The organism is Anaerotruncus massiliensis (ex Togo et al. 2026), from assembly GCF_900199635.1.
Taxonomy (GTDB): Bacteria; Bacillota; Clostridia; order Oscillospirales; family Ruminococcaceae; genus Anaerotruncus; species Anaerotruncus massiliensis.
Window position 1 is genome coordinate 2,913,934 of the sequence record NZ_LT962687.1, and the last position, 19,945, is coordinate 2,933,878.

Annotated in this window: 19 protein-coding genes and 1 tRNA gene; 12 read left to right on the forward strand and 8 right to left on the reverse strand. The window is 63.1% G+C overall.

Annotation, left to right across the window (positions count from 1 at the left end; all coding sequences use genetic code 11):
* Positions 1 to 462: 462 nt before the first annotated feature.
* The 3 genes from thrC (at position 463) to C1A13_RS14025 (ending at position 3,373) form a co-directional block, all read left to right on the forward strand.
* Positions 463 to 1,956: a threonine synthase gene (gene thrC, locus C1A13_RS14015; RefSeq protein ID WP_101553050.1), complete on the forward strand. Its 1,494-nt coding sequence runs from the start codon at positions 463 to 465 to the stop codon at positions 1,954 to 1,956.
* A 30-nt stretch (positions 1,957 to 1,986) separates the two neighbouring features.
* Positions 1,987 to 3,207, forward strand: coding sequence for a cofactor-independent phosphoglycerate mutase (locus C1A13_RS14020; RefSeq protein WP_101553051.1), 1,221 nt, complete (start codon positions 1,987 to 1,989; stop codon positions 3,205 to 3,207).
* Positions 3,208 to 3,286: 79 nt separating this feature from the next.
* A tRNA-Leu gene (locus C1A13_RS14025) sits at positions 3,287 to 3,373 on the forward strand.
* A gap of 81 nt (positions 3,374 to 3,454) precedes the next feature.
* Here the strand turns inward: C1A13_RS14025 and C1A13_RS15165 are convergent.
* From C1A13_RS15165 to C1A13_RS14045, 3 genes are all read right to left on the reverse strand, one after another.
* On the reverse strand, positions 3,455 to 4,399 hold the full coding sequence (locus tag C1A13_RS15165; RefSeq protein ID WP_242970881.1) for a cyclophilin-like fold protein: 945 nt from the start codon (positions 4,397 to 4,399) through the stop codon (positions 3,455 to 3,457).
* Positions 4,400 to 4,478: 79 nt separating this feature from the next.
* Complete coding sequence (locus tag C1A13_RS14040) at positions 4,479 to 5,348, reverse strand: DUF3737 family protein (protein ID WP_101553052.1); 870 nt, start codon at positions 5,346 to 5,348, stop codon at positions 4,479 to 4,481.
* On the reverse strand, positions 5,345 to 5,617 hold the full coding sequence (locus C1A13_RS14045; RefSeq protein ID WP_101553053.1) for a hypothetical protein: 273 nt from the start codon (positions 5,615 to 5,617) through the stop codon (positions 5,345 to 5,347). Before C1A13_RS14045 ends, C1A13_RS14040 begins: the two co-directional genes overlap by 4 nt.
* Before the next feature lie 140 nt (positions 5,618 to 5,757).
* Here C1A13_RS14045 and C1A13_RS14050 point away from each other — a divergent pair, with 140 nt between their 5' ends.
* Complete coding sequence (locus tag C1A13_RS14050) at positions 5,758 to 6,642, forward strand: LysR family transcriptional regulator (protein WP_101553054.1); 885 nt, start codon at positions 5,758 to 5,760, stop codon at positions 6,640 to 6,642.
* A gap of 94 nt (positions 6,643 to 6,736) precedes the next feature.
* Here C1A13_RS14050 and C1A13_RS14055 read toward each other — a convergent pair whose 3' ends face one another.
* On the reverse strand, positions 6,737 to 9,478 hold the full coding sequence (locus C1A13_RS14055) for an AAA domain-containing protein (RefSeq protein ID WP_101553055.1): 2,742 nt from the start codon (positions 9,476 to 9,478) through the stop codon (positions 6,737 to 6,739).
* A gap of 221 nt (positions 9,479 to 9,699) precedes the next feature.
* Here C1A13_RS14055 and C1A13_RS14060 point away from each other — a divergent pair, with 221 nt between their 5' ends.
* From C1A13_RS14060 to C1A13_RS14090, 8 genes are all read left to right on the forward strand, one after another.
* Positions 9,700 to 10,590 (forward strand): LysR family transcriptional regulator, encoded by an 891-nt coding sequence (locus tag C1A13_RS14060; RefSeq protein ID WP_101553056.1) that lies wholly within the window; start codon positions 9,700 to 9,702, stop codon positions 10,588 to 10,590.
* A 95-nt stretch (positions 10,591 to 10,685) separates the two neighbouring features.
* Positions 10,686 to 11,045 (forward strand): MerR family transcriptional regulator, encoded by a 360-nt coding sequence (locus C1A13_RS14065; protein WP_101553057.1) that lies wholly within the window; start codon positions 10,686 to 10,688, stop codon positions 11,043 to 11,045.
* Positions 11,046 to 11,099: 54 nt separating this feature from the next.
* Entirely contained in the window at positions 11,100 to 11,834 is a 735-nt protein-coding gene (locus C1A13_RS14070; RefSeq protein WP_101553058.1) for a flavodoxin, read from the forward strand.
* Positions 11,835 to 11,874: 40 nt separating this feature from the next.
* The gene (locus tag C1A13_RS15280) at positions 11,875 to 12,192 is read left to right on the forward strand and encodes a carboxymuconolactone decarboxylase family protein (protein WP_146021735.1); all 318 of its coding nucleotides are present in this window, start codon (positions 11,875 to 11,877) and stop codon (positions 12,190 to 12,192) included.
* 81 nt (positions 12,193 to 12,273) lie between these two features.
* A complete protein-coding gene (locus C1A13_RS15285; protein WP_146021736.1) occupies positions 12,274 to 12,687 on the forward strand; it encodes a cupin domain-containing protein in 414 nt (137 codons plus the stop codon).
* A 29-nt stretch (positions 12,688 to 12,716) separates the two neighbouring features.
* Positions 12,717 to 13,430 carry a DUF4405 domain-containing protein gene (locus tag C1A13_RS14080; protein WP_242970882.1) on the forward strand — a complete coding sequence of 238 codons (714 nt, stop codon included), beginning with the start codon at positions 12,717 to 12,719 and terminating at the stop codon, positions 13,428 to 13,430.
* Positions 13,431 to 13,621: 191 nt separating this feature from the next.
* Entirely contained in the window at positions 13,622 to 15,160 is a 1,539-nt protein-coding gene (locus C1A13_RS14085) for a serine hydrolase (protein WP_101553060.1), read from the forward strand.
* Between the two features lie 128 nt (positions 15,161 to 15,288).
* Entirely contained in the window at positions 15,289 to 16,794 is a 1,506-nt protein-coding gene (locus C1A13_RS14090) for a catalase (RefSeq protein WP_101553061.1), read from the forward strand.
* Positions 16,795 to 16,943: 149 nt separating this feature from the next.
* Here C1A13_RS14090 and C1A13_RS14095 read toward each other — a convergent pair whose 3' ends face one another.
* The 4 genes from C1A13_RS14095 to C1A13_RS14110 form a co-directional block, all read right to left on the reverse strand.
* The gene (locus C1A13_RS14095) at positions 16,944 to 17,378 is read right to left on the reverse strand and encodes an SHOCT-like domain-containing protein (protein ID WP_101553062.1); all 435 of its coding nucleotides are present in this window, start codon (positions 17,376 to 17,378) and stop codon (positions 16,944 to 16,946) included.
* On the reverse strand, positions 17,371 to 17,751 hold the full coding sequence (locus C1A13_RS14100) for a DUF2089 domain-containing protein (protein ID WP_207654199.1): 381 nt from the start codon (positions 17,749 to 17,751) through the stop codon (positions 17,371 to 17,373). Before C1A13_RS14100 ends, C1A13_RS14095 begins: the two co-directional genes overlap by 8 nt.
* A gap of 142 nt (positions 17,752 to 17,893) precedes the next feature.
* Positions 17,894 to 19,024 (reverse strand): AI-2E family transporter, encoded by a 1,131-nt coding sequence (locus C1A13_RS14105; protein ID WP_101553063.1) that lies wholly within the window; start codon positions 19,022 to 19,024, stop codon positions 17,894 to 17,896.
* A gap of 12 nt (positions 19,025 to 19,036) precedes the next feature.
* Positions 19,037 to 19,945, reverse strand: coding sequence for a DMT family transporter (locus tag C1A13_RS14110; RefSeq protein WP_101553064.1), 909 nt, complete (start codon positions 19,943 to 19,945; stop codon positions 19,037 to 19,039).

The window sequence follows — 19,945 nt, forward strand, 5'->3', positions numbered from 1 at the left end:
GCGCAGCCTCCGCGCGAAGTTGTCGGGCAGGTGCGGGCGCCCCCCGGAAGGCGCGGCGCTCCCGCGGGCGGGGCGGAAAACCGTGCGGCCTGGCCGCACGCGCGCTTCGCGCGTGGCGCGCCTCCGGCGCGCCGTTTTCCGCCCGCCCGGCCCCGCTTTCTTTTCTCTTGCAAAAGAAAGCGGCAAAGAAAATGCGCCGGAAGGACAGGGCGTTCCGCCCGCCGCCTTTTGGGAGAAGGCGGGCGAAAACGTTTCTTTATGGCGGGCGAAACGTTTTTCACGGGACGCGGGTAGGGCGGAGCGACGCGCCCCGCCTGAACCCAAAGTTTTGAGAGGGGTCCGGGGGGAACTTTTTCAAAAGTTCCCCCCGGAGGCTTTTCAAAGCCCGCTGAATATGATATGATAGTTGAGTTGAATACAGTTGTGTGTCATTGGCGCACAGTTTAAAGGAGTTTGGTTTCCATGGATTACATCAGCACCCGCGACAGTGGGCACCGCGTCAGCGCGGCGCAGGCGATCGTGTCGGGGCTCTCGCCCGACGGCGGCCTGTTTTTGCCCGAAAGCCTGCCGCAGTTCTCCCTTTCGGAGATCGAGGCAATGGCAAAGACCGGCTACGCCGGCCGCGCCGTGGCCGTGCTCTCCCGCTTCCTGACCGATTTTTCCGAAGACGAGCTGCGGGAATACGTCTCGCGCGCCTACGCGCCGGAGAAGTTCCCGCCCAAGGCGGTCGCGCCGGTTGTCCCGCTCGACGAAAACGCCCACATCCTCGAGCTTTTCCACGGCCCGACCTGCGCGTTCAAGGATTTTGCGCTGCAATTGCTGCCCTTCCTGCTGACCGCCTCGCTGCGCAAGACCGGCTGCGACAAGACGGTCGTCATCCTCGTGGCCACCTCGGGCGACACGGGCAAGGCCGCGCTCGAGGGGTTCGCCGACGTGCCGGGCGCCAAGATCTGCGTCTTCTATCCCGACGGCGGCACCAGCAACATCCAGCGCCTCCAGATGACCACCCAGGCGGGAGAGAACGTCATGGTCTTCGCCGCCGAGGGCAATTTTGACGACGCCCAGAACGGCGTCAAGCGGATCTTTACCGACCGCGCCTACGCCGAGGAGCTCGCGGACAGGGGGTACATCCTCTCGTCGGCCAACTCGATCAACTGGGGGCGGCTCGTCCCGCAGATCGCCTACTATTTCTCCGCCTACTGCGAGCTGCTGAACGCGGGCAGGGTCAAGCCCGGCGACCCGGTCAACGTCGTGGTGCCCACCGGCAATTTCGGCAACATTCTGGCGGCCTATTTCGCGAAGCACTGCGGCCTGCCGGTCGGGAAGCTCGTCTGCGCCTCCAACCGGAACAACGTCCTCACCGACTTCATCACGACGGGGACCTACGACCGCAACCGCGGCTTCTATGTCACGACCTCCCCGTCGATGGACATCCTCATCTCCTCCAACCTCGAGCGGCTGCTCTACCTGCTCTGCGGCCGGGACGACAAGGTCCTGCGCGGCTATATGGAGGCGCTTGCGAAGACGGGGAAATACACGGTGGGGGCGGACGTCCTCGCGAAGCTGCAAAGCGAGTTCGCGGCGGGCTGCGCCGACGACGCGGCGACCGCCGCGGCCATCCGCGGCGTCTACCGGGAGACGGGGTACCTCTGCGACACCCACACCGCGGTGGCGGTGAACGTCTACCGGGATTACGCCGCCAAAACCGGCGACCGGACGCCGACGGTCATCGCGTCCACCGCAAGCCCCTTCAAATTCGCGAACAGCGTGCTGCCCGCGGCCTTCGGCAGGGCGGCGGACGGCGGGGACTTCGCCCTGCTCGCAAAGCTGGCGGAGCTTTCGGGGCAGCCCGCGCCGCAGGCGCTCGCGGGCCTTCAGGATAAGACGGAGCGGTTTACCGCGACGGTCGAACCCGCGAAGATGAAGGAAGCCGTAAGCGGCTGGCTGGGCATTTGAGCGCCCCATTTTGACAGAACGGGTGATCGTATGAAATATGTGGTAATGCTCGGCGACGGCATGGCGGACCGCCCCGTCCCCGAGCTCGGCGGCAGGACCCCGCTCGAAGCGGCGGTCAAGCCGCATATGGATTTCCTTGCGCAGCACGGCACCGTGGGCATGGCGCGCACCGTCCCCGAGGGAATGCCTCCCGGCTCGGACACCGCCAACCTTTCGGTGATGGGCTACGACCCCAGGATCTACTACAGCGGCCGCTCGCCGCTCGAGGCGGTGAGCATGGGCATCCCGCTCGCGGCGGACGACGTGACCTTCCGCTGCAACCTCGTGAATCTCTCGGAGGAGGGGGCGCTCGAGGATGCGACGATGGTCGATTACTCCTCCGATGAGATCACGACGGCCGAGTCAACCGAGCTGATAGCCTTCCTGAACCGGGAGTTCCACACCGAAACGCGCGACCTCTATCCGGGCATCAGCTACCGCCACTGCCTCGTGCTGCGCCACGCCGAGACGGGCACCGACTGCACGCCGCCGCACGACATCTCCTTAAAGCCCGTGCGGGACTGCCTTCCGAAGGGCCGCTACGGCGAACAGCTGCTCGACATGATGAAGCGGTCCTATGCCCTGCTGCGCGACCATCCGGTCAACCTGGCGCGCGTTTCCCGCGGCCTGCGCCCAGCCAACTGCTGCTGGTTCTGGGGCGAGGGGACCCGCCCCGCGCTCTCCTCCTTTGAGGAACGGTTCGGCGTGAAAGGCGGCGTCATCTCCGCCGTCGACCTCATCAAGGGGATCGGTATCTGCGCGGGACTCAAGAGCGTCGACGTGCCCGGCGCGACCGGCAATGTGGACACCAACTTCCAAGGCAAGGCGGAGGCGGCGATCGGCCTCTTGCAAAACGGCTGCGACTTTGTCTACATCCATGTGGAGGCGCCCGACGAGTGCGGCCACCGCCACGAGGTGGAGAACAAGGTGAAATCGATCGAGCTGATCGACCGGGAGATCCTCGGACGGCTGCTGCCCGCGCTGCAGGCGAGCGGGGAGGACTATGCCGTCCTGCTGATGCCCGACCACCCGACGCCGCTTTCCATCCGCACCCACAGCGGCGATCCCGTGCCCTTCGTCCTCTACCGCAGCGACCGCGAATCGCCGCTGCACGCAGGCGCGTACACCGAGGCGTTCGCCGAAAAGACGGGGCTTTTCATCCCCGAGGGGCACCGCCTGATGGAGAAGCTCCTCCTCGACGAGCGCATCTGAAATTTTCCGGAAAAGCGGTTGACAAGCCGGGAGCCCAATGATATAATAATCAAGCACGATTGCTGAATCGTGCTGATATGCGGGTATGGCGGAATTGGCAGACGCGTTAGATTCAGGTTCTAATGGTCGCAAGGCTGTGCAGGTTCAAGTCCTGTTACCCGCACCAAAAGTAAGAAATCCGAACCCAATGGGTTCGGATTTCTTTTATTGCCCGCGCCGGCGCAAATCCGCTCCATGGCCGCGCATCCTATTCCACCGCCGTGATCTCGGCGGTCCCCGAAAACGTCTCGATCAGGTCCTCCCCGGAGACCGCCTGCCCCAGCGCATAAAGGCCGCCGCCGCTGCCGAAGCGATCGTAGAACATCACCACGTCCCCCCAGGGCGCGTAGTAGGCCAGCGTACCTTTCCCGGCGTTCGCCAGGGGCGTTTCCGCCGTGTCCAGCTTGTCCGGCGGGTAAAAGACCTTCTCGTTGGTGCTGAAGTCCTCGATCTCCGCCGTCAGGGGGAGCTGTGCATAGAGCGTTTTCGCCGCCCGGCTGTCGTTGAGTTCAAACAGCACCGTGTTCCCGCTTGCCGTTACGCTTATCCGCATCGTTTCCGCCTCCTTTGTCCGGTCGGCTTCCTCTTTCCCCGGCGCGGGGCCAGCCGCGCTTTCGAACGCGAAGGACACCGCCACGCCGCCGCTGCCGAGTGCGTCCGCAAGGCCCGGCGCGTCCTCGACCCGCCCGAGCGGCGTATAGCGGTACGTGGTGGAGAAGCTCTCATAGAACAACACCAGGCAGTCGGCGCCGTACAGCATCAGATCTCCCGCGCGGATTTGGGAGGGGACCCGGGAATCGGTGGGGAGGCCGTCGTCGAGATAGCAGTATTTTTCGTTTCCGTTCATTTCGCTCATTTCGAGCGTCAGAGGCAGGCGTTCCGCCAGCGCCCGCGCGGCCCCGCTGTCGTAGAGCCGCGCCAAAAAGGTCTGCCCGCCGACCGTGACCCGCAGGGCGCGCCCGTCCGGCTCCGCCGCTGGGGCAGCGGCGTCCTCCTCCGGCAGATCCGCTCCCGTGGAAGCGGCCGGGGCCGCCTCCGCGTGGGACGGTGGATCGGAAAGGCCTTCCCCGGGCGCCTGCCCCGCGTTCCCGCCGCAGGCCGCGAGATTCAAGGCGAGCAGCAGGGCCAAAATCAATGAGAATTCCCGCTTCAATCGGGGCGCCCCCTTTCTCCGGGCCCGGCGGGCTTGCCGCGCCGGGCAGGTTCTAATTCGTTTCAAGGCCCCGGGGCCTTTACGCACAGCACGCCCGCGCCTCCCCGCCAGCCGGCCGTTTTGTCACGACCTGCCCCTTGGCCGCTTCGTCGTCCAGGATGATCTCCCCCACGGCGGGCGCCAGGATGCGCCCGGACCGCGGATTTTTGATGCTGGCGACCGGCGTGGTGATTGTGGCGTCCACATCGGATTTCTCGAAGGCGAGATCCGTGCCGGTCATCTCGCAGTCGACGAGCTTGAGGTTTTTGCAGTAGCAGAGCGGCTGGGTCCCGATGATCTTGCAGTTTATGAGGGTGAGGCCGTCCGAGTACCACGCAAGGTATTCGCCCTTGACCACGCTGTCCTTTACCGTAACATTCCGGGCGTGCCAGAAGGCATCCTTCGTATCGAGCATGCAGTTTTCCAGGACGGCGTTTTGCACGTACTGGAAGGAATATTTTCCCTTGAAGCGCACGCCGGATAAATACAGGTCCTCGGCGCGCATCATGAAGTATTCGCCCTCGGCGGCGCAGTCCTCCATCCGGACGCCCTTGGCCGACCAGCCGAACTCGGGCGAGACGATGTCGCAGCCGCGCAGGACGGCCCGGCTGCATTCCCGCAGGGCCTTAATCCCGTGCAGCTTCGTCCCGGAGATCTCGATGCCGTCGGAATACCAGAGCGCCGCGCGGCAGAGCCCGGTCATCTCCGAGTCCGTTATTTGCAGCCCGCGGACGTGCCAGAACGGGTAACGCAGGTTGAAAAAGCAATGCTCCGCCCGGATTTCGGAAGACTCCTTAAACGCGCTCTCCCCATCGGCGGGGCCGTCAAAGGCGCAGTCCTTCACGAGCAGCTCCCTGCTGCCGTAGAGCGCCCGTTCCTGGTCAAAGGTCCGGTTGCTGATCTGTTTCATATCGGTTCCTCCCTGCCCAATCCGGGCGGTATTGAAATGAGGTCTCGTTCGATCCGGTAAATCAGGTAATCCAGGCAGTCGATCCGCCTTTCGTCCCGGTGGATCCGGTCGAGCAGCGCGTCCCGGTGCCCGGAAAGCATCTTGAGCTGGTCCTTCCTGCCGCCTTCCCTCAGGCAGTCCAGAAACCTTGCGATCAAGTCCGGGCCGCAGCCGGCGTCCATGAGGTTCCGGACCAGTTCCTCCCGCGGCGTGTCGCGTTCCGTCGTCATCCGCATCTCCCCTCCGGCGGCTATTCTGGTTTCATTATAGGCCGGGGAAGAAACGATAGCAAATACTTATGTCAAATATATAACCATAGTTGAAACCTATTCAAATATGTCTTATACTGGTGGCATAAGGGGGGCGCGTGATGGAACTGAGAGTCTTACAGTATTTTCTCGCAGTGGCAAGGGAACAGAGCATCTCCGCGGCGGCGGAGTCGCTGCATCTTTCGCAGCCGACCCTTTCCATCCAGCTGAAGAATCTGGAGGAGGAGCTGGGAAAGCGGCTGATGATCCGGGGGACGCCGGGCTCCCGCAGGATCACCCTGACCGAGGAGGGGATGATCCTGCGCAAACGCGCGGAAGAGATTTTGGACCTGGTGAAAAAAACCGAAAGCGAGCTGTCGCTTTCGGACGGGGTGGTGGCCGGAGACATCCACATCGGGACCGGGGAAACCGATATCGTCCGGATGATCGCGCGGGCGGCGCGAAGCCTCCGGGAAACCTGCCCGGAAATCCATTACCACATCTCCAGCGGCAACGCCGTTTACGTGCTGGAACAGCTCGACAAGGGCCTCATCGATTTTGGGCTGGTCTTTGGGGCCGTCGATTCGGGAAAGTACCAGTCCCTGAAGCTCCCCGCAAAGGACACGTGGGGCGTTCTGATGCGCAAGGACGCCCCGCTCGCGGCCAAGGAGGCCGTCGTCCCGGAGGATCTGTGGGATCAGCCGCTCATCATTTCCAGCCAGAAAAGCGACGACTGGCCGCTCACCGGCTGGATGAAGCGGGATATCGCCGAATGGAACGTGGCGGCAACCTACAACCTCGTCTTCAACGCCTCCCTCCTGGTGGACGAGGGGCTGGGGTACGCGCTTTGCCTGGATAAGCTGATCAATACGTCGGGGGAAAGCGGTCTCTGCTTTCGTCCGCTCAGCCCCGGGCTGGAGTCCGGGGCGTCCATCATCTGGAAACGGTATCAGGTGCTTTCCAAGGCCGCGGAGAAGTTTTTGCAGACGCTCCGCAACGCCTTATAGGTGGTGCCGGCGGACAGAACAAGAGCCCCGGAGACCGGCCCGCAAAGCCGGTCCCCGGGGCTCCCGCACGAACGGCCGCCCGGATAAAAATTCCTCAGGTAAGAACGCTTTGATTCAGCAGGGTATCGATCTGCCGCTCAAACTCGCCCGCGGTCAACGCGGCCTTTGAGGACAAGCGCCAGAGCGGGATCCGCATATGCCGGATCGCCGCATCCTTTTTCTCATCCCTCGTTCTCTGCTCGGGGGTATTGTGGAAGCGCCCGTCCAGCTCTATGGCCAGGATGGGATTATCGATCGCGTTGCAAAGGGTGAAATCCACGTGCGTGTTGTGGTGCAGGACAAAAGCACGCATGGCGGGGTCCTGATCCAAATATGCCTGATCGGTTATCAGGTTTGCCAGGGGGAGCTTCACCCGGCAGTACATCTGAGGATGTCTGCTGATATATGTATCGATATGCCGGTAGACGGTTTCCTCAAAAATGTTGTCTAAATTGTCGTGCGGCGTGTAGGCGCGCATCTTTCGGTACAAACCGTCAAACAGGCAGACCGTCTTGTCCGGGATTCTTTGCCCGTAGCTGTTGATATAATCGATCAGATCGCGCATTTCCTCGCTTTTGCGGTGCAGGAAAGGCGCGTCCGCCACCATGACGAACCGCTTTTTCGCCCGTGAAACGGCGACATTGAGCAGTTCTTTCTTGAACAGGCAGTGCTCTCCGGACAGGTGGTTGTTGGCAAAGGGCAGATCGTTGAGCACGGTGGAAAAGAATACGGTATCCTGCCCCCTTCCCTGGAAGGTGTGGATCGTACCGCACACGTCTTTCCCGCAGTGGAAGTGGCTTCTCAAATGTTCGCCCTGCGCCTTGAACGGCGTTATGACATACGTCTTTTCCAGCGCCGGGCCGGTCAATTCTTCAATTGCCCGGATCTCCCTTTCATTGCAGAAAGAGCTTCCCGATCTGTCCGGCTGCGCATACTTGCCCTGGTCCACCGTCACCATCTGCATCGCGTTCTGATGGGCCTCGGTATAGATGATCAGTTCCCCGTTGTAGTAAAATTTGTTGCAGTAGTTGATGATCATATAGTCGCACCGGTAGTGCTCCCGCAGGAGGGTCGGCTCCAGGGACCAAACCTTTTGCACGGAGCTCAAAAGGTTCTCCCGGAAGTAGTCATACGGTTCTTTCACGGCCGGCAGGGCGCCGGAGGCCCCGTCGGTGATCGCGCTCAACTGCTTCTGGTCCCCGACAATGATGCAGCGCTCCGCCAGATGGAGAACGGGAAGCCCGGTGATCAAATCGCATTGCGACGCCTCGTCCATGATGACGCAGTCAATTTTGTCCGCGCCCTTCAGCATATCGCTGAAATTGTAAACAAGGGCGTCCGCCGTGGTCAATATCACCGGATAGAACGCCCGGACTGCCTGCTTGCAGCCTCTATACAGGTTTCCTTCCTGGCGCTGCATCACCTCCGCCGCCTTCCGCCGTTCGGGATCTGTGTAAAACGCCCGCAAAAACTGCGCCAGCGCCTGTGTGGAGACGTTGATATAACGGCGGTCGTACAGCTCGGCCAGCTCGCGCTGCTTCTCCCGGAGCCCGGCACGCTCCAACTCCGCGGACAGCTGCTCGATCTCACGCTGCAAGTAAATGGATTCCAGCCGGAATTGCAGCAATAGTCCCTCGGATTTGAAGCTGTCGACATCCAGCCTCCAGATAAAGCTGTTTTTGATGCGGTCCCAAATGGAATAGCGGCCGGTATAGTCCAGCCTTTGCAGGGCGTGGGCGATGCGGTCGATCTCGCGGCGCATGCTTTCAAGGCCGCGGTTCTGAAACCTGTCGATGTTTCGAAATACGGGCTCCTCCCGGAACGCCTCTCTCCGTTTTTCCATATGCCGCAGCGCATTCTCATCTTCCTGCAGCCTGTTTTTCATTTCAACCAGACGGTTGATGTCCGCTTCCATCGCCTTCAGCCGCTTATAAAGCGAATGCAGCGTTTCTTCGTCGGGCGCGCGCTCCGGGATTCCCAACGCGCCGTCAAGCGTTTCCTGCACGCTCGACCTGAGGGTGTGATCCAGCTCCCGCATGATCTGCTGGTTCCCCAAGCGGAGATAGAAGGGGGGCAATCGCAGGCCGTCCAGCTCCTCCTTGATGTTTTCGATCGCGGAGTTGTTTTTTGAAACAACGACGACGCGCTTTCCGCTGATCACCAGATTCGCCAGGATGCTCAGAATCGTCGTCGTCTTGCCGGTCCCCGGGGGTCCTTCAATGACGGAGATCCGTTCGGACAGCGCCTTCTCGATCGCCTGCTTCTGCGAAAAGTTGGAACGGCTGAGCAATAGGATCGGCTGCTCCTTTGCCGTTTCAGGCGGGTCCGCGGGCGTTGCAAGGAGGTAATGCGTCAGCAGGCTCTCCGGCTGGAGGTAGGCCTGATGAAAAATGGTCTCCAGCCGGTCCGCCGCCAGCTTTTTCAGATCCGTTTTGGGTTCTCCAAGCGCCTCCTCGTGCGGCTGTTCTTTCCGTTGCGAGACAATCTGTTTATAATACTCCTGATAGTGCGTGAAAAGACGCTCGACCTCTTCCATCCCGGCGCCATACGCGTCAAGGCAGGTCCGGTACTCCTCGAACCGCCGCTGTTCCTGCGGGGATGCAAAATGACAGGAGCGGATATTTTCAAACCGGTAGGACATCTCCCGGCCGGAACCGGCAAACCTTCCCCGCAGCTTTCCCGCCTGATAACCGTCCACATGGATTTTGGAGACCCGTTCGGAGGTCCCGGTTACCGCGAGCAGACCGCCATGCTCGCGGGCGAAATCCAAATAGCGCAACAGCTCGGTTCTTTCCATTTGACCGCTCACCCCTTTTCACGGCGATGATACAGAATTTGTAAAATCATCATATCACACAGACGCCGGCGGGTAAAGCCCGCCCGTACCGCCGCATGAGGAATCCCCCCTGTTTTTACCGCCGAGCCGTTATTGCAGCGTCGGCGCTTCCCGTTTTCCCCTCCCCGCCCCCTTGGAGGCGCTTTCAAAGTATGCTATCATGGGGGCAGGAGGTGAGAGCGGTGGAACTTCGCGTTTTGAACTACTTCCTGGCCATCGCCCGGGAGGAAAACATCACCAGGGCCGCGCAGATGCTCCATGTGACACAGCCCACCCTGTCCCGCCAGATCATGCAGCTGGAGGAGGAGCTCGGGGTCAAGCTCTTTGTCCGGAGCAACCACAACATCATCCTGACGGAGGCCGGCATGCTGCTCAAGCGCAGGGCGCAGGAACTGGTCGCCCTGGCGGACAAGACGAAAAGGGACTTCCGGCACAAGGCGGAGGAGCTCGCCGGCGAGATCGCCATCGGCAGCGGGGAATTCCTCAGCACCAGCGTCTTTTCCCGCATGATGGGTTCCTTCCGGCAGGAGCACCCGCTCGTCCGGTACCAGATTTACAGCGGCAACGCCGACAACATCCGCGACTCGATCGAGCGGGGCCTGCTGGACCTGGGCGTGATGACCGAGCCGGTCGATATCCGCAAATACGACTTTGTCCCCATGCCGCTCAACGAGATTTGGGGCGTATTGGTGCGGACGGACTCCGAACTGGCGGAGCGGGAAGCGGTCCGCCCGGAGGACCTGGCGGGCGTGCCGCTGATCACGTCGGCGGGGGATTTTGTCCAGAGCACCTTCGGGAAATGGTTTGGGCCGCTCTACGACCGGATCAACATCGTGGCGACCGGGAACCTGCTGTATAACGAGGCGATGCTGGCGGAGAGCGGCATGGGCGTCGTCCTGTGCATTCGGCTCAACTGCACCTATCAAAACCTCCGTTTCATCCCCCTCGCCCCCGCGCTGGAAACCAACACGGTGCTGGCGTGGAAAAAGGACCAGGTGTTTGCGCCCGCGACGGCCGCGTTCATCGACTACGCCCGGCAATACCTTTCCAGCATTTCTAGTGATAAAAGATAAGTATTAGACATTTCACGCGTGGGCAATTACAATGAAGGTGTTCCCGAAAGGGAGCGCCTTTCTTTTTTGAATGAGCGCTGTGAAGAGGTGGCAGAATGACGATCAACGAAGCGAGCGAACGCTACCGCATCCCGATTGAGGTGCTGCGGGAATACGAAAGCTGGGGACTGTGCGGCGAGGTCAAAAGGGTCATGGGCGCCTGGCAGTATGACAGCCGGGACCTCGAACGGCTGAGCATGATCATGACGCTGCACGACGTGGGCTTCAGCAACGGGGAGGTGGAGACCTACATGCGGCTGCTGCTCTCCGGCCGGGACACCGAGCAGGAGCGGATGCGGATGCTCAACCGGCTCCGCGACTGCGCCATGGACGAGCTCCACTTTAAGCAAAAGCAGCTCGACCGGCTGGACTACCTGCGCTACAAGATCCAGCAGGCAGCAAAACAACACGGATAGCGCCGGGCAGCCGGTCTGACCGGATGCCCGGGATTCAGAAAGGAGTCATGCAACATGAAAAAATGGTTTGCCGTCCTGGCGGCCTGTACCATGACCTTCGCTCTCGCCGCCTGTGGGGGCGGAGCGGCCGCCGGGGAGGACCCGGCGGCCCTCTCCCAGCCGCAGGCCGAAGCGCCCGCCGCCTCCTTGGAACCTTCCGGCCCCGAGTCCGTCGCGGCGGAAAGCGGGGCCCCGGGCGCGGCGGAGGACCCGCAGGGCGGGGAGGAAACATCTGAAAGCACCGCTGCGGCGGAAGAAAACAAGGAGGATGAAAGGATGAAATCCCTGGTGGTCTACTTTTCCTGGTCGGGGAACACCGAATCGGTGGCCAACGAAATCCAGTCCCAAACCGGCGCAGACCTGTTCGAGCTGGTCCCTCTGACCCCCTACACCGACGATTATAACGCCCTGCTCGACGTCGCGCAGGAGGAACAGCGCGCCGGCGCGCGTCCCACCATCTCCGGCAGCGTCGACCTCAGCGGGTACGATGTAATCTACCTCGGCTATCCCAACTGGTGGGGAGACATGCCGATGATCCTCTATACCTTCCTCGACGGCTACGACCTCTCCGGAAAGACCGTCGCGCCCTTTGTCACCAGCGGCGGAAGCGGGTTCTCCGGGACGATCGGCGCCATCCAGTCGATGGAACCGGACGCCAGCGTCGCGGAGGGGCTCTCCCTCGGCAGCTCCGCCGCCGCGGACCCCGGCGCCGCCGTGGCCGAATGGCTGGACGGGCTCGGACTGGCCTGAAAAGGCACGATAAAACCCTGATTTGATAAGGAGGCCGGTTATGAAACAGACAGCGGGCCGGGACGCCCTGGGCGATTTCGCCCCCCAATTCGCCGCGCTCAACGACGACGTACTGTTCGGCGAGGTGTGGGCGCGGGAGGAGCAACTTTCCCCGCGCGACCGCAGCCTCATCACCGTGACGGCGCTGATGGCGGGCGGGACAATCGATTCTTCGTTTGCATACCATCTGGACGCGGCGAAGAAAAATGGGATCACCAGAGCGGAAATCGCCGAGGCGCTCACCCATCTCGCCTTCTACTGCGGGTGGCCGAGGGCCTGGGCCGCCTTCCGGATGGCGAAGGAGGTCTGGAAGGACTGAAGGGCCCGGCCGGGCCGGGAAAACGCCCGTCATGGAGCACGCTCCACGGGCTGAAAACAGATCTGCAAAGGAGTCTTCCGTATGAATGATTTCAGCAGCGGCGCGATCTTCCCGCTGGGGGAGGAAAACGACGCCTACGCCCGGTATTTCACCGGGAAGTCCTATCTCCGCATGCTCTCCACCGAGGGGGTGGGGATCGCCAGCGTCACCTTTGAGCCGGGCTGCCGCAACAACTGGCACATCCACCGGGCAAAGGCGGGGGGCGGGCAGATCCTGCTCTGCACCGGCGGGCGCGGCTGGTACCAGGAGTGGGGAAGGCCCGCCCGGGAGCTCCGCGCGGGCGATGTGGTGAACATCCCCGCCGGGGTCAAGCACTGGCACGGCGCGGCGAAGGACAGCTGGTTTTCGCACCTCGCGGTGGAGGTCCCCGGGGAGCAAACGGAAAACGAATGGCTGGAGCCGGTGGACGGCGCCCAGTACGGTGGGCTGGCGTAACGGCCGGTCACCGGGGGGGAGGGACGCCCTTGAAGCCGCGCCAAATGATCAAAATGGCCGTCGACCTCCTGATGACGGCCCTCCTGTTCCCGTTGATGGCCTTCCATCTGACCGGGCGGGCCGCACACGAGTGGATCGGGGCGGGCATGTTCCTGCTGTTCCTCCTTCACAGCCTGCTCAACCGGAGATGGTACGCGGGCCTGCGCAGGGGGCGGTACACCTCCTTGCGCGTTTTGCAGACGGCGGTCAACCTGCTGGTCCTGCTCTCGATGCTCGTCCAGCTGGCGAGCGGCGTATTGCTCTCCCGGTACGCGTTTCGTTTTCTCGGGATCGCCGGGTACGCCGCCCCCGCAAGAATGATGCACCTGCTGGGGGCCTACTGGGGCTTTGTCCTGATGTCGCTGCACGTGGGGCTGCATTGGGACCTTGTGCTGGGCATGGCTCGGCGGATGCTCCCCGTCCGCGTTTCGGAAGGGCCGCTCCGCCTGGTTGCCCGCCTGGGGGCGGCGCTGACCGCGCTGTACGGCGCGGCCGCCTTCGCCCGGCACGGGCTGCTCTCCTATATGCTGCTGGAGGCCCGGTTCGTGTTCTTCGATCACGCGCAGTCCCCCCTCTCCTTTTTTGCCGATTACCTGTCCATGGCCTGCCTCTGGGCCTTCGCGGCCCACTGCGCGGGGAAGCTGGCCCGCCGGGTCCCCGCCCGGGGCCGCCGGAAATGCGCCCCGCCCGGCCAGGCGGCTTAGATGATAAAAAAATGCGGTCCGGAGGCAGTCTCCGGGCCGCATTTTCGTCCTCCGCAGATTTTTTTCGCAGATTCCTTGACAAACGCCTTCGGGCCTGCTATTCTAAAAAAGGTAAGTGTAACTAAAATAGTTACAGAAAGGACATTACGACCGCACGGCAATCCCGCGCAGAACAGAAAGGCAGGTACCAGATGAATACACGCGAACATGAGACCATGAAGATGCGCGGCAGCGCCGACACGTCTTACCTGGGCCGGACCGTGGACGAGATGGTTTGGCGCTTTATGGAGGAGCAGGGCATCCCGGGCCTGACGCTCGCCATCGTCCAGGCGCCCTACATCCCCCGGGTGGTGGGCTACGGGCTCTCCGACGAAAAGCAGCGCCGCCTTGCCTCCGCCAACACGATGTGGCCCGCCGGCCCCATCTCCCAGGCGTTCGCCGCCGTGGCGGTGATACAGCTCTTCGAGGACGGCGCGCTCGACCTCGACGCGCCCGCCGGAAACTACCTGCCCGACCTGCCGGAAACGTGGCGGAACGTCACCGCCAGGCAGCTCCTGCGCCACGCCGCCGGCCTGCCGGACATCCGGGGGGCCGAAGGCTTCTGCCCCTACCGCAGGTGGAGCTTTTCCGAGCTGGTCGCGCTGGTCGCCGGCCGGCCGCTCTCCTTCCGGCCCGGCACCCGGGTGGAGCAGAGCGCGACCAACTTCCTCCTCCTCACCGAGATGGTGGAGCGGATCAGCGGCATGAGCTACCACGACTTCGTCACGAAACGGCAGATCGATTTCCTGGGGCTGCGCCGCACCGGGTTCGCCGAGGACCTGGACGGGTTCCCGCATGAGGACGTGGGCCGGACGGACAACGTCCACCAGCTTTTCAAGGCCGACCGGCTCTACATCGATCCGACCGAGCCCGCCGCCAGCTACGACGGCGAAGGCGCCGCCGTCCGCCGTCAGGATTCCTCCGCGCTGCGGGGCTTTTCGGACATCTGGGCCTCCGCGCAGGACATCTCCTTCTGGGACATCGGCCTCGCGGGCTCCGTTTTGATCCACAAGCCGGAGAACCGGGCGCTGGTCTACGCCCCCTGGAAGCTGCCCGACGGCCGCGAGGTCCCGGCGGTGGCGGGCTGGCAGTTCTACAAGCACCGCGGCCTGATGGACATCAAGGGTTCGGCGCCCGGGTTCTCCTCCTTCCTCAGCCGGTTCACCCACTCGGAGGAACTGGTCTGCGTGACCCTGATGGCCAACCGGGAAGGGGTGGATTTTACCAACCTGGGCAGGCGGATCGCCGGCGCCTTCGGGGACCTGCTCTCCACCAATTACGACGACAACAAGCTCTTCCTGCTGGAGGGGCAGCTCCCCGCCGCGGACACCGTGTCCCGGCTGGAGGAGGCGCTTCGGGAAAAGGGCGTGCCCCTCTTCGCCAAGTACGACCACGCGCAGAACGCCCGCGAGGCGGGATTGGAGCTGCGCCCCACCACCGTGCTGGTCTTTGGCTCCCCCAGCGTGGGTACCGCGCTGATGCAGGCCGACCAGAGCGTCTCCCTCGAGCTCCCGCTGCGCATCTCCGTGTGGGAGGACGAGGCCGGCAGCACCTGGCTCGCCTTCCCGCGGCTGGGGAGGCTGACGGCGGAGTACGGGCTGCAGGCGCACCCCGCGGTCCCCAGGATGGAGGCCCTGATGGAGGAGCTCGTCCGCAGGGCGGGCAACGTCTATGGGGCGCGCCCCTTCTGAGCGGTCCGGGCCGCAAAAGCGACTTTTTTTGCGCCAGGAGAAATTTTCCTTGTTTCCCGGGAGAAACTGTGATAAGATAAAATCATAGGAATAGTAACCGATATCAATTTAAGGAAGGAGTGCATATTATGGAGAATAAAAAGCTGACCAACGAGGTGGGCGCTCCCGTTGCGGAGAACGAACACTCCCTGACGGCGGGACCCCGCGGGCCGGTAATGTTACAGGATGTGTGGCTGCTGGAAAAGCTGGCCCATTTCGACCGGGAGGTCATCCCCGAGCGGCGGATGCACGCCAAGGGCTGGGGCGCCTACGGCAATCTCACCGTCACCCACGACATCTCCCAATGGACGCGGGCGAAGGTCCTCCAGCCGGGCGCCAAGACCGACCTCTTCATCCGGTTTTCCACCGTGGCCGGCGAGCGCGGCGCGGCGGACGCCGAACGGGATATCCGCGGCGTGGCGGTCAAGTTCTACACCGAAGAGGGCAACTGGGACCTGGTCGGAAACAACACCCCCACCTTCTTCCTCCGGGACGTTCACAACTTCCCCGACCTCAACCGCGCCGTCAAGCGCGATCCCCGCACCGGCCTGCGCTCCGCCCAGAACAACTGGGACTTCTGGACGCTGCTGCCCGAGACCTTCCACCAGACCACCGTCGTCATGTCGGACAGGGGCATCCCCGCGACCTTCCGGCATATGCACTTCTTCGGGGAGCACACCTTCTCCCTCTACAACGCGAAGAACGAGCGTGTGTGGTGCAAATTCCACTTCAAGACCCAGCAGGGCATCAAAAACCTGACCGACGCGGAAGCGGAGGCGCTGGTGGCCAAGGACCGCGAGAGCCACGGCCGCGACCTCTTTGAGTCGATCGAGAAGGGCGACTATCCGCGCTGGACGATGTACGTGCAGATCATGACCGAGGAGCAGGCCCTCAAGCACTACGAGAACCCCTTCGACATCACGAAGATCTGGCGCCATGCCGAATATCCCCTCCACGAGGTGGGCGTGCTTGAGCTCAACCGCAACCCGGAAAACTACTTCGCCGAGGTGGAGCAGGCCGCCTTTACCCCTGCGCACGTGGTGCCCGGCATCGGCTTTTCGCCGGACAAGTTCCTCCAGGGCAGGCTTTTCGTCTACGGAGACGCACAGCGCTACCGCCTCGGGGTGAACTACAACCAGATCCCGGTGAACCGGCCCAAGGTGGAGGTCCACGACTACCACCGGGACGGGTTCATGCGCACCGACGGCAACTACGGCGCTGCGCCCGCCTACTCCCCCAACAGCCAGGGCGAATGGGCGGCCCAGCCGGATGTGATGGAGCCGCCGCTCGATCTTTCGGGCGCGATGTACGCCTACGACCCGCAGGACGACCCCACCGACGACTGCTTCCGGGCGGGCGGCGACCTGTGGAGGGTGATGACGGAGGATAAGCGCGCGCTGCTCATCGAAAACACCGCGCGCAACATCGAGCCGGTCACCGAGAACGTCAAATACCGTCACGCCGTCCACTGCTACTGGGCGGACCCCGCTTACGGCGAGCGCATCACCGCCGCCATGGGGCTCGACCTGGAGAAGGTGAAGGAGCTGGCCAAGGGCGACCACAAAAGCCTGATCGCGGCCACGCTCCGCGCCTGAGCGCCCGCCTCGCGCGGATTTCCTGAAAAGCGCGCCATTACGCGGCGTATCTTTCCATCCCCGGGGCCCATGGGGCCGCGGAAATGAAACCGGGCGCCGGACCCCCGCGGGGGTCCGGCGCCCGGTTTATCCGTGCCGTCCGTCTTCGCCTATTCGAGCACCACGCGCACCTGGTCGCCCGAATCCTCGTCGTCCACGTCGACGATCGCGTAGGGCAGGGTGATCTCGCCGTCGTCGATGCTGGCGAGCAGCTCGTCGACGTCGATGTTGTTGAGGATGTCAAGCGCCTGCTGCGCCTGCGGGTCGTCCTTGGCGCTTTTGAGGCTGATCGCGCCGATCGATTTGCCCATCTTGAGCCCGACCCGCACGAGCGAGAAGGGGACGCGCACGTTGACCTTCTGCTTGCCGTTCTCGGTCACGAGCACGACCACCCGCTTGGGGGACACGCCCGCGCGGGCGGGCGCGGCGGTCGTCAGCTGGCGGGACTCCTCGGCGGGCAGCGCCTCCATCAGGCGTTCCGCCTCCTCAACCGAAATCGCGCCCTCCTGGAGCATCTCTAAAATCATTCTGCGTTCTTCATTCATAGTTTGTTCCTCCCTGCAACAGGTTTAACGCCTCTTCGGCGGTGATCCCGCCCTCCTTGAGCCGGCTCAGGATCTCCAGCCTGCGGGCGGATTCGGTGTCTGCTTCCTCGGAAAGGCCCAGCGCCCGGATCAATTCGTCCAGGCGGTTGCGCGCGGTGGGATAGGAGACGCCCACCCGCGTCCCGACGTCCTTGAGGCTTCCCCGACAACGGATGAACGTCTCGAGAAAACGGAGCTGCTCCTCCGTCAGCCGCGCGAACCGCCCGAGCGGGAAATCCCCCGCGACCTCGGTATTGCAGGCCGGGCAGCGCAGCAGGCAGACGCGCATCTCCTGCCCGCAGGCCGGGCACTTTGTCGGTATGCTTCCTGCCATGGTATCCCTCCTTTTGATGTTATTATAACCTATTTTTTGATAATGTCAATATAAATATTAATATTATTAAGTTTTATTTTGATTTTATTTATTTTTGATTCAAAAAGGGGCCGGGACGCGTCGGCCCCTTTGGGAGCGTCGGTTATCCGTCGGCGTTTCGCCGCGCCTCCCGGGCGCGGGTGGCGCGCCCGAGCAGGATATAGATGATCGCGAAGACGGGCGTCCCGAGGATCATGCCCGCCACCCCGAAGAGCCCGCCGCCAATCGTCACGGCGAAGAGCACCCACAGCGGCGGCAGCCCGACCGAGCCGCCGATCACCTTGGGGGCGATGATGTTGCCGTCGACCTGCTGAACGACGACCACGAAGAGGATGTACCACAGGGCGCGCAGGGGGTCGATCATGAGCAGGAGGAAGACTCCCGGAACCGCGCCGATAAACGGCCCGAAGAAGGGGATGATGTTGGTGACGCCCATGACGACGCCGATCAGCATCGCGTAGGGGAAGCGGAAGATCGAAAGGCCGATCACGCTCACGATCCCGACGATCATCGCGTCCAGCAGCTGGCCGGAGACATAGTTGCCGAACGTCTCGACCGAGACCCGCGCCGCGCCGCCCAGCCATCCGGCGGCCCGCTCGGGCAGGAAGGCGCGCCCGAGGCGGCCGACCTGGGAGAGGAGCTTTTCCTTGCTCATCAGCAGGTGGATGGAAACGATGATCCCGATGACGAAGGTGACGATGCCGCCGCCAAACGAGACGACGTACCCGAGCATCCGCGGGACAAAGTCGACGAGGAAGTTGAGCAGCACGTCCGCCGCCTGGGAGAACCAGGCGGCGATCTGCTCGAGCGCCTCGGCGGGCAGGGTGAGCTCCCCCTGCAGCCGGTTTCCGAGCACCCGGAGGGATTCCAGGTAGGCGGGGATGTTGTTGCCGAGCGTGACGACGCTCGCCGCCAGCTGCGGCACGACGACCCACAGCAGCACGCCGAACGCGGCGAAGGTGACCAGGTAGGTGGACACGAGCGAAAGCGGCCGCACCATCCGGGCGGAGCGGGGGTTCCTCCCCTCCGCGAGCCGGTAAAAGACCTTCTTTTCAAAGAGGACCATCACATTGTTGAGGATGAAGGCGATGGCCACGCCGACAAAAAAGGGGGCCAGCAGGCCGCCCGCGACGCGCAGCGCCCCCGTCAGGCGGTCCATATTGCTCAGCGCGAGGTAGAGGACCACGGTAAACGCCGAGACGATACAGTAGCCCCTGATCTTCTGTTTGTCCAAAGCGCGCCCTCCTTACGGCGTATTGGCGGGCTGGGGCTGGTTCCTGCGCGGGAAGGTCCCCTCGGCGATCATGACGCCCATCAGGATGAGCACCGCGCCGGCCAGCATCAGCAGGGTGATCCGCTCGTGGAGCACGACGATCGACGCGAGCATCGTGACGAGCGGGTTGAGATAGACAAAGTTGTTGGCGCGCACCGCGCCGAGCCGCCCGACCACATGGTACCAGAGCACGTAGCAGAGGGAGGAGGCCACCACCCCGAGAAAGAGCAGGTTCCCCCACACCTCGGGCAGGCGCAGCACCGCCGGGTCGAAGGGCGTGCTGTCAAAGAGCAGACAGGGCAGCATGGTGACGATCGAATAGAAGAAGATGCGCCGGGTGATGTAGACCGGCTGGTAGCGGCTGTCGATCTTGCGCAGGATGACCGTGTAAAACGCCCACGAGAGGGCGGCCGCCAGGGCGAGCAGGTCGCCCGCCGGGGAGAGCTTCAGCACGAAGCGCCCGTTGAAGACGACGAGAAAAATGCCCGCCATCGCGAGGAAGAAGCCGTAGAACGCGTGGCGGGTGAGGCGCTCGTCCCGCGTGAAGAGGTGCGCCACGACCGACGTGAGGATGGGCGCGGCCGAAATGAGCAGACTCACGTTGGATGCCTGCGTATAGGAGAGCGCGGTGTTTTCCGCCAGAAAATAGAGGGTGCTGCCGCAGAGCGCCGCGGCGATGCAGCACAGCTCCTGACGCAGCCCCTCCGGGCGGTGAAATTTCGGATGGATGACGAGCAGCGCCGCATAGGCGATCAGGTAGCGCAGCAGCATGATCTGCACGGGGGAGAGCCGCGTCAGCAAAATTTTGGTCGACACGAAGGTCGTCCCCCAGAAGAGGATCACAAGCAGCGCGAGCAGGGTATACAGTCTGTTTTTCTTCAT

Excerpts from the sequence above, each read along its gene's own strand:
- C1A13_RS15280 (WP_146021735.1), top strand. The coding sequence starts at position 11,875 with ATGAAACAGACAGCGGGCCGGGACGCCCTGGGCGATTTCGCCCCCCAA.
- C1A13_RS14100 (WP_207654199.1), bottom strand. The coding sequence starts at position 17,751 with ATGGCAGGAAGCATACCGACAAAGTGCCCGGCCTGCGGGCAGGAGATG.
- C1A13_RS14095 (WP_101553062.1), bottom strand. The coding sequence starts at position 17,378 with ATGAATGAAGAACGCAGAATGATTTTAGAGATGCTCCAGGAGGGCGCG.
- C1A13_RS14065 (WP_101553057.1), top strand. The coding sequence starts at position 10,686 with ATGACGATCAACGAAGCGAGCGAACGCTACCGCATCCCGATTGAGGTG.
- C1A13_RS14020 (WP_101553051.1), top strand. The coding sequence starts at position 1,987 with ATGAAATATGTGGTAATGCTCGGCGACGGCATGGCGGACCGCCCCGTC.
- C1A13_RS14090 (WP_101553061.1), top strand. The coding sequence starts at position 15,289 with ATGGAGAATAAAAAGCTGACCAACGAGGTGGGCGCTCCCGTTGCGGAG.
- C1A13_RS14055 (WP_101553055.1), bottom strand. The coding sequence starts at position 9,478 with ATGGAAAGAACCGAGCTGTTGCGCTATTTGGATTTCGCCCGCGAGCAT.
- C1A13_RS14110 (WP_101553064.1), bottom strand. The coding sequence starts at position 19,945 with ATGAAGAAAAACAGACTGTATACCCTGCTCGCGCTGCTTGTGATCCTC.
- C1A13_RS15285 (WP_146021736.1), top strand. The coding sequence starts at position 12,274 with ATGAATGATTTCAGCAGCGGCGCGATCTTCCCGCTGGGGGAGGAAAAC.
- C1A13_RS14085 (WP_101553060.1), top strand. The coding sequence starts at position 13,622 with ATGAATACACGCGAACATGAGACCATGAAGATGCGCGGCAGCGCCGAC.
- C1A13_RS14070 (WP_101553058.1), top strand. The coding sequence starts at position 11,100 with ATGAAAAAATGGTTTGCCGTCCTGGCGGCCTGTACCATGACCTTCGCT.
- C1A13_RS14040 (WP_101553052.1), bottom strand. The coding sequence starts at position 5,348 with ATGAAACAGATCAGCAACCGGACCTTTGACCAGGAACGGGCGCTCTAC.
- thrC (WP_101553050.1), top strand. The coding sequence starts at position 463 with ATGGATTACATCAGCACCCGCGACAGTGGGCACCGCGTCAGCGCGGCG.
- C1A13_RS14045 (WP_101553053.1), bottom strand. The coding sequence starts at position 5,617 with ATGACGACGGAACGCGACACGCCGCGGGAGGAACTGGTCCGGAACCTC.
- C1A13_RS14050 (WP_101553054.1), top strand. The coding sequence starts at position 5,758 with ATGGAACTGAGAGTCTTACAGTATTTTCTCGCAGTGGCAAGGGAACAG.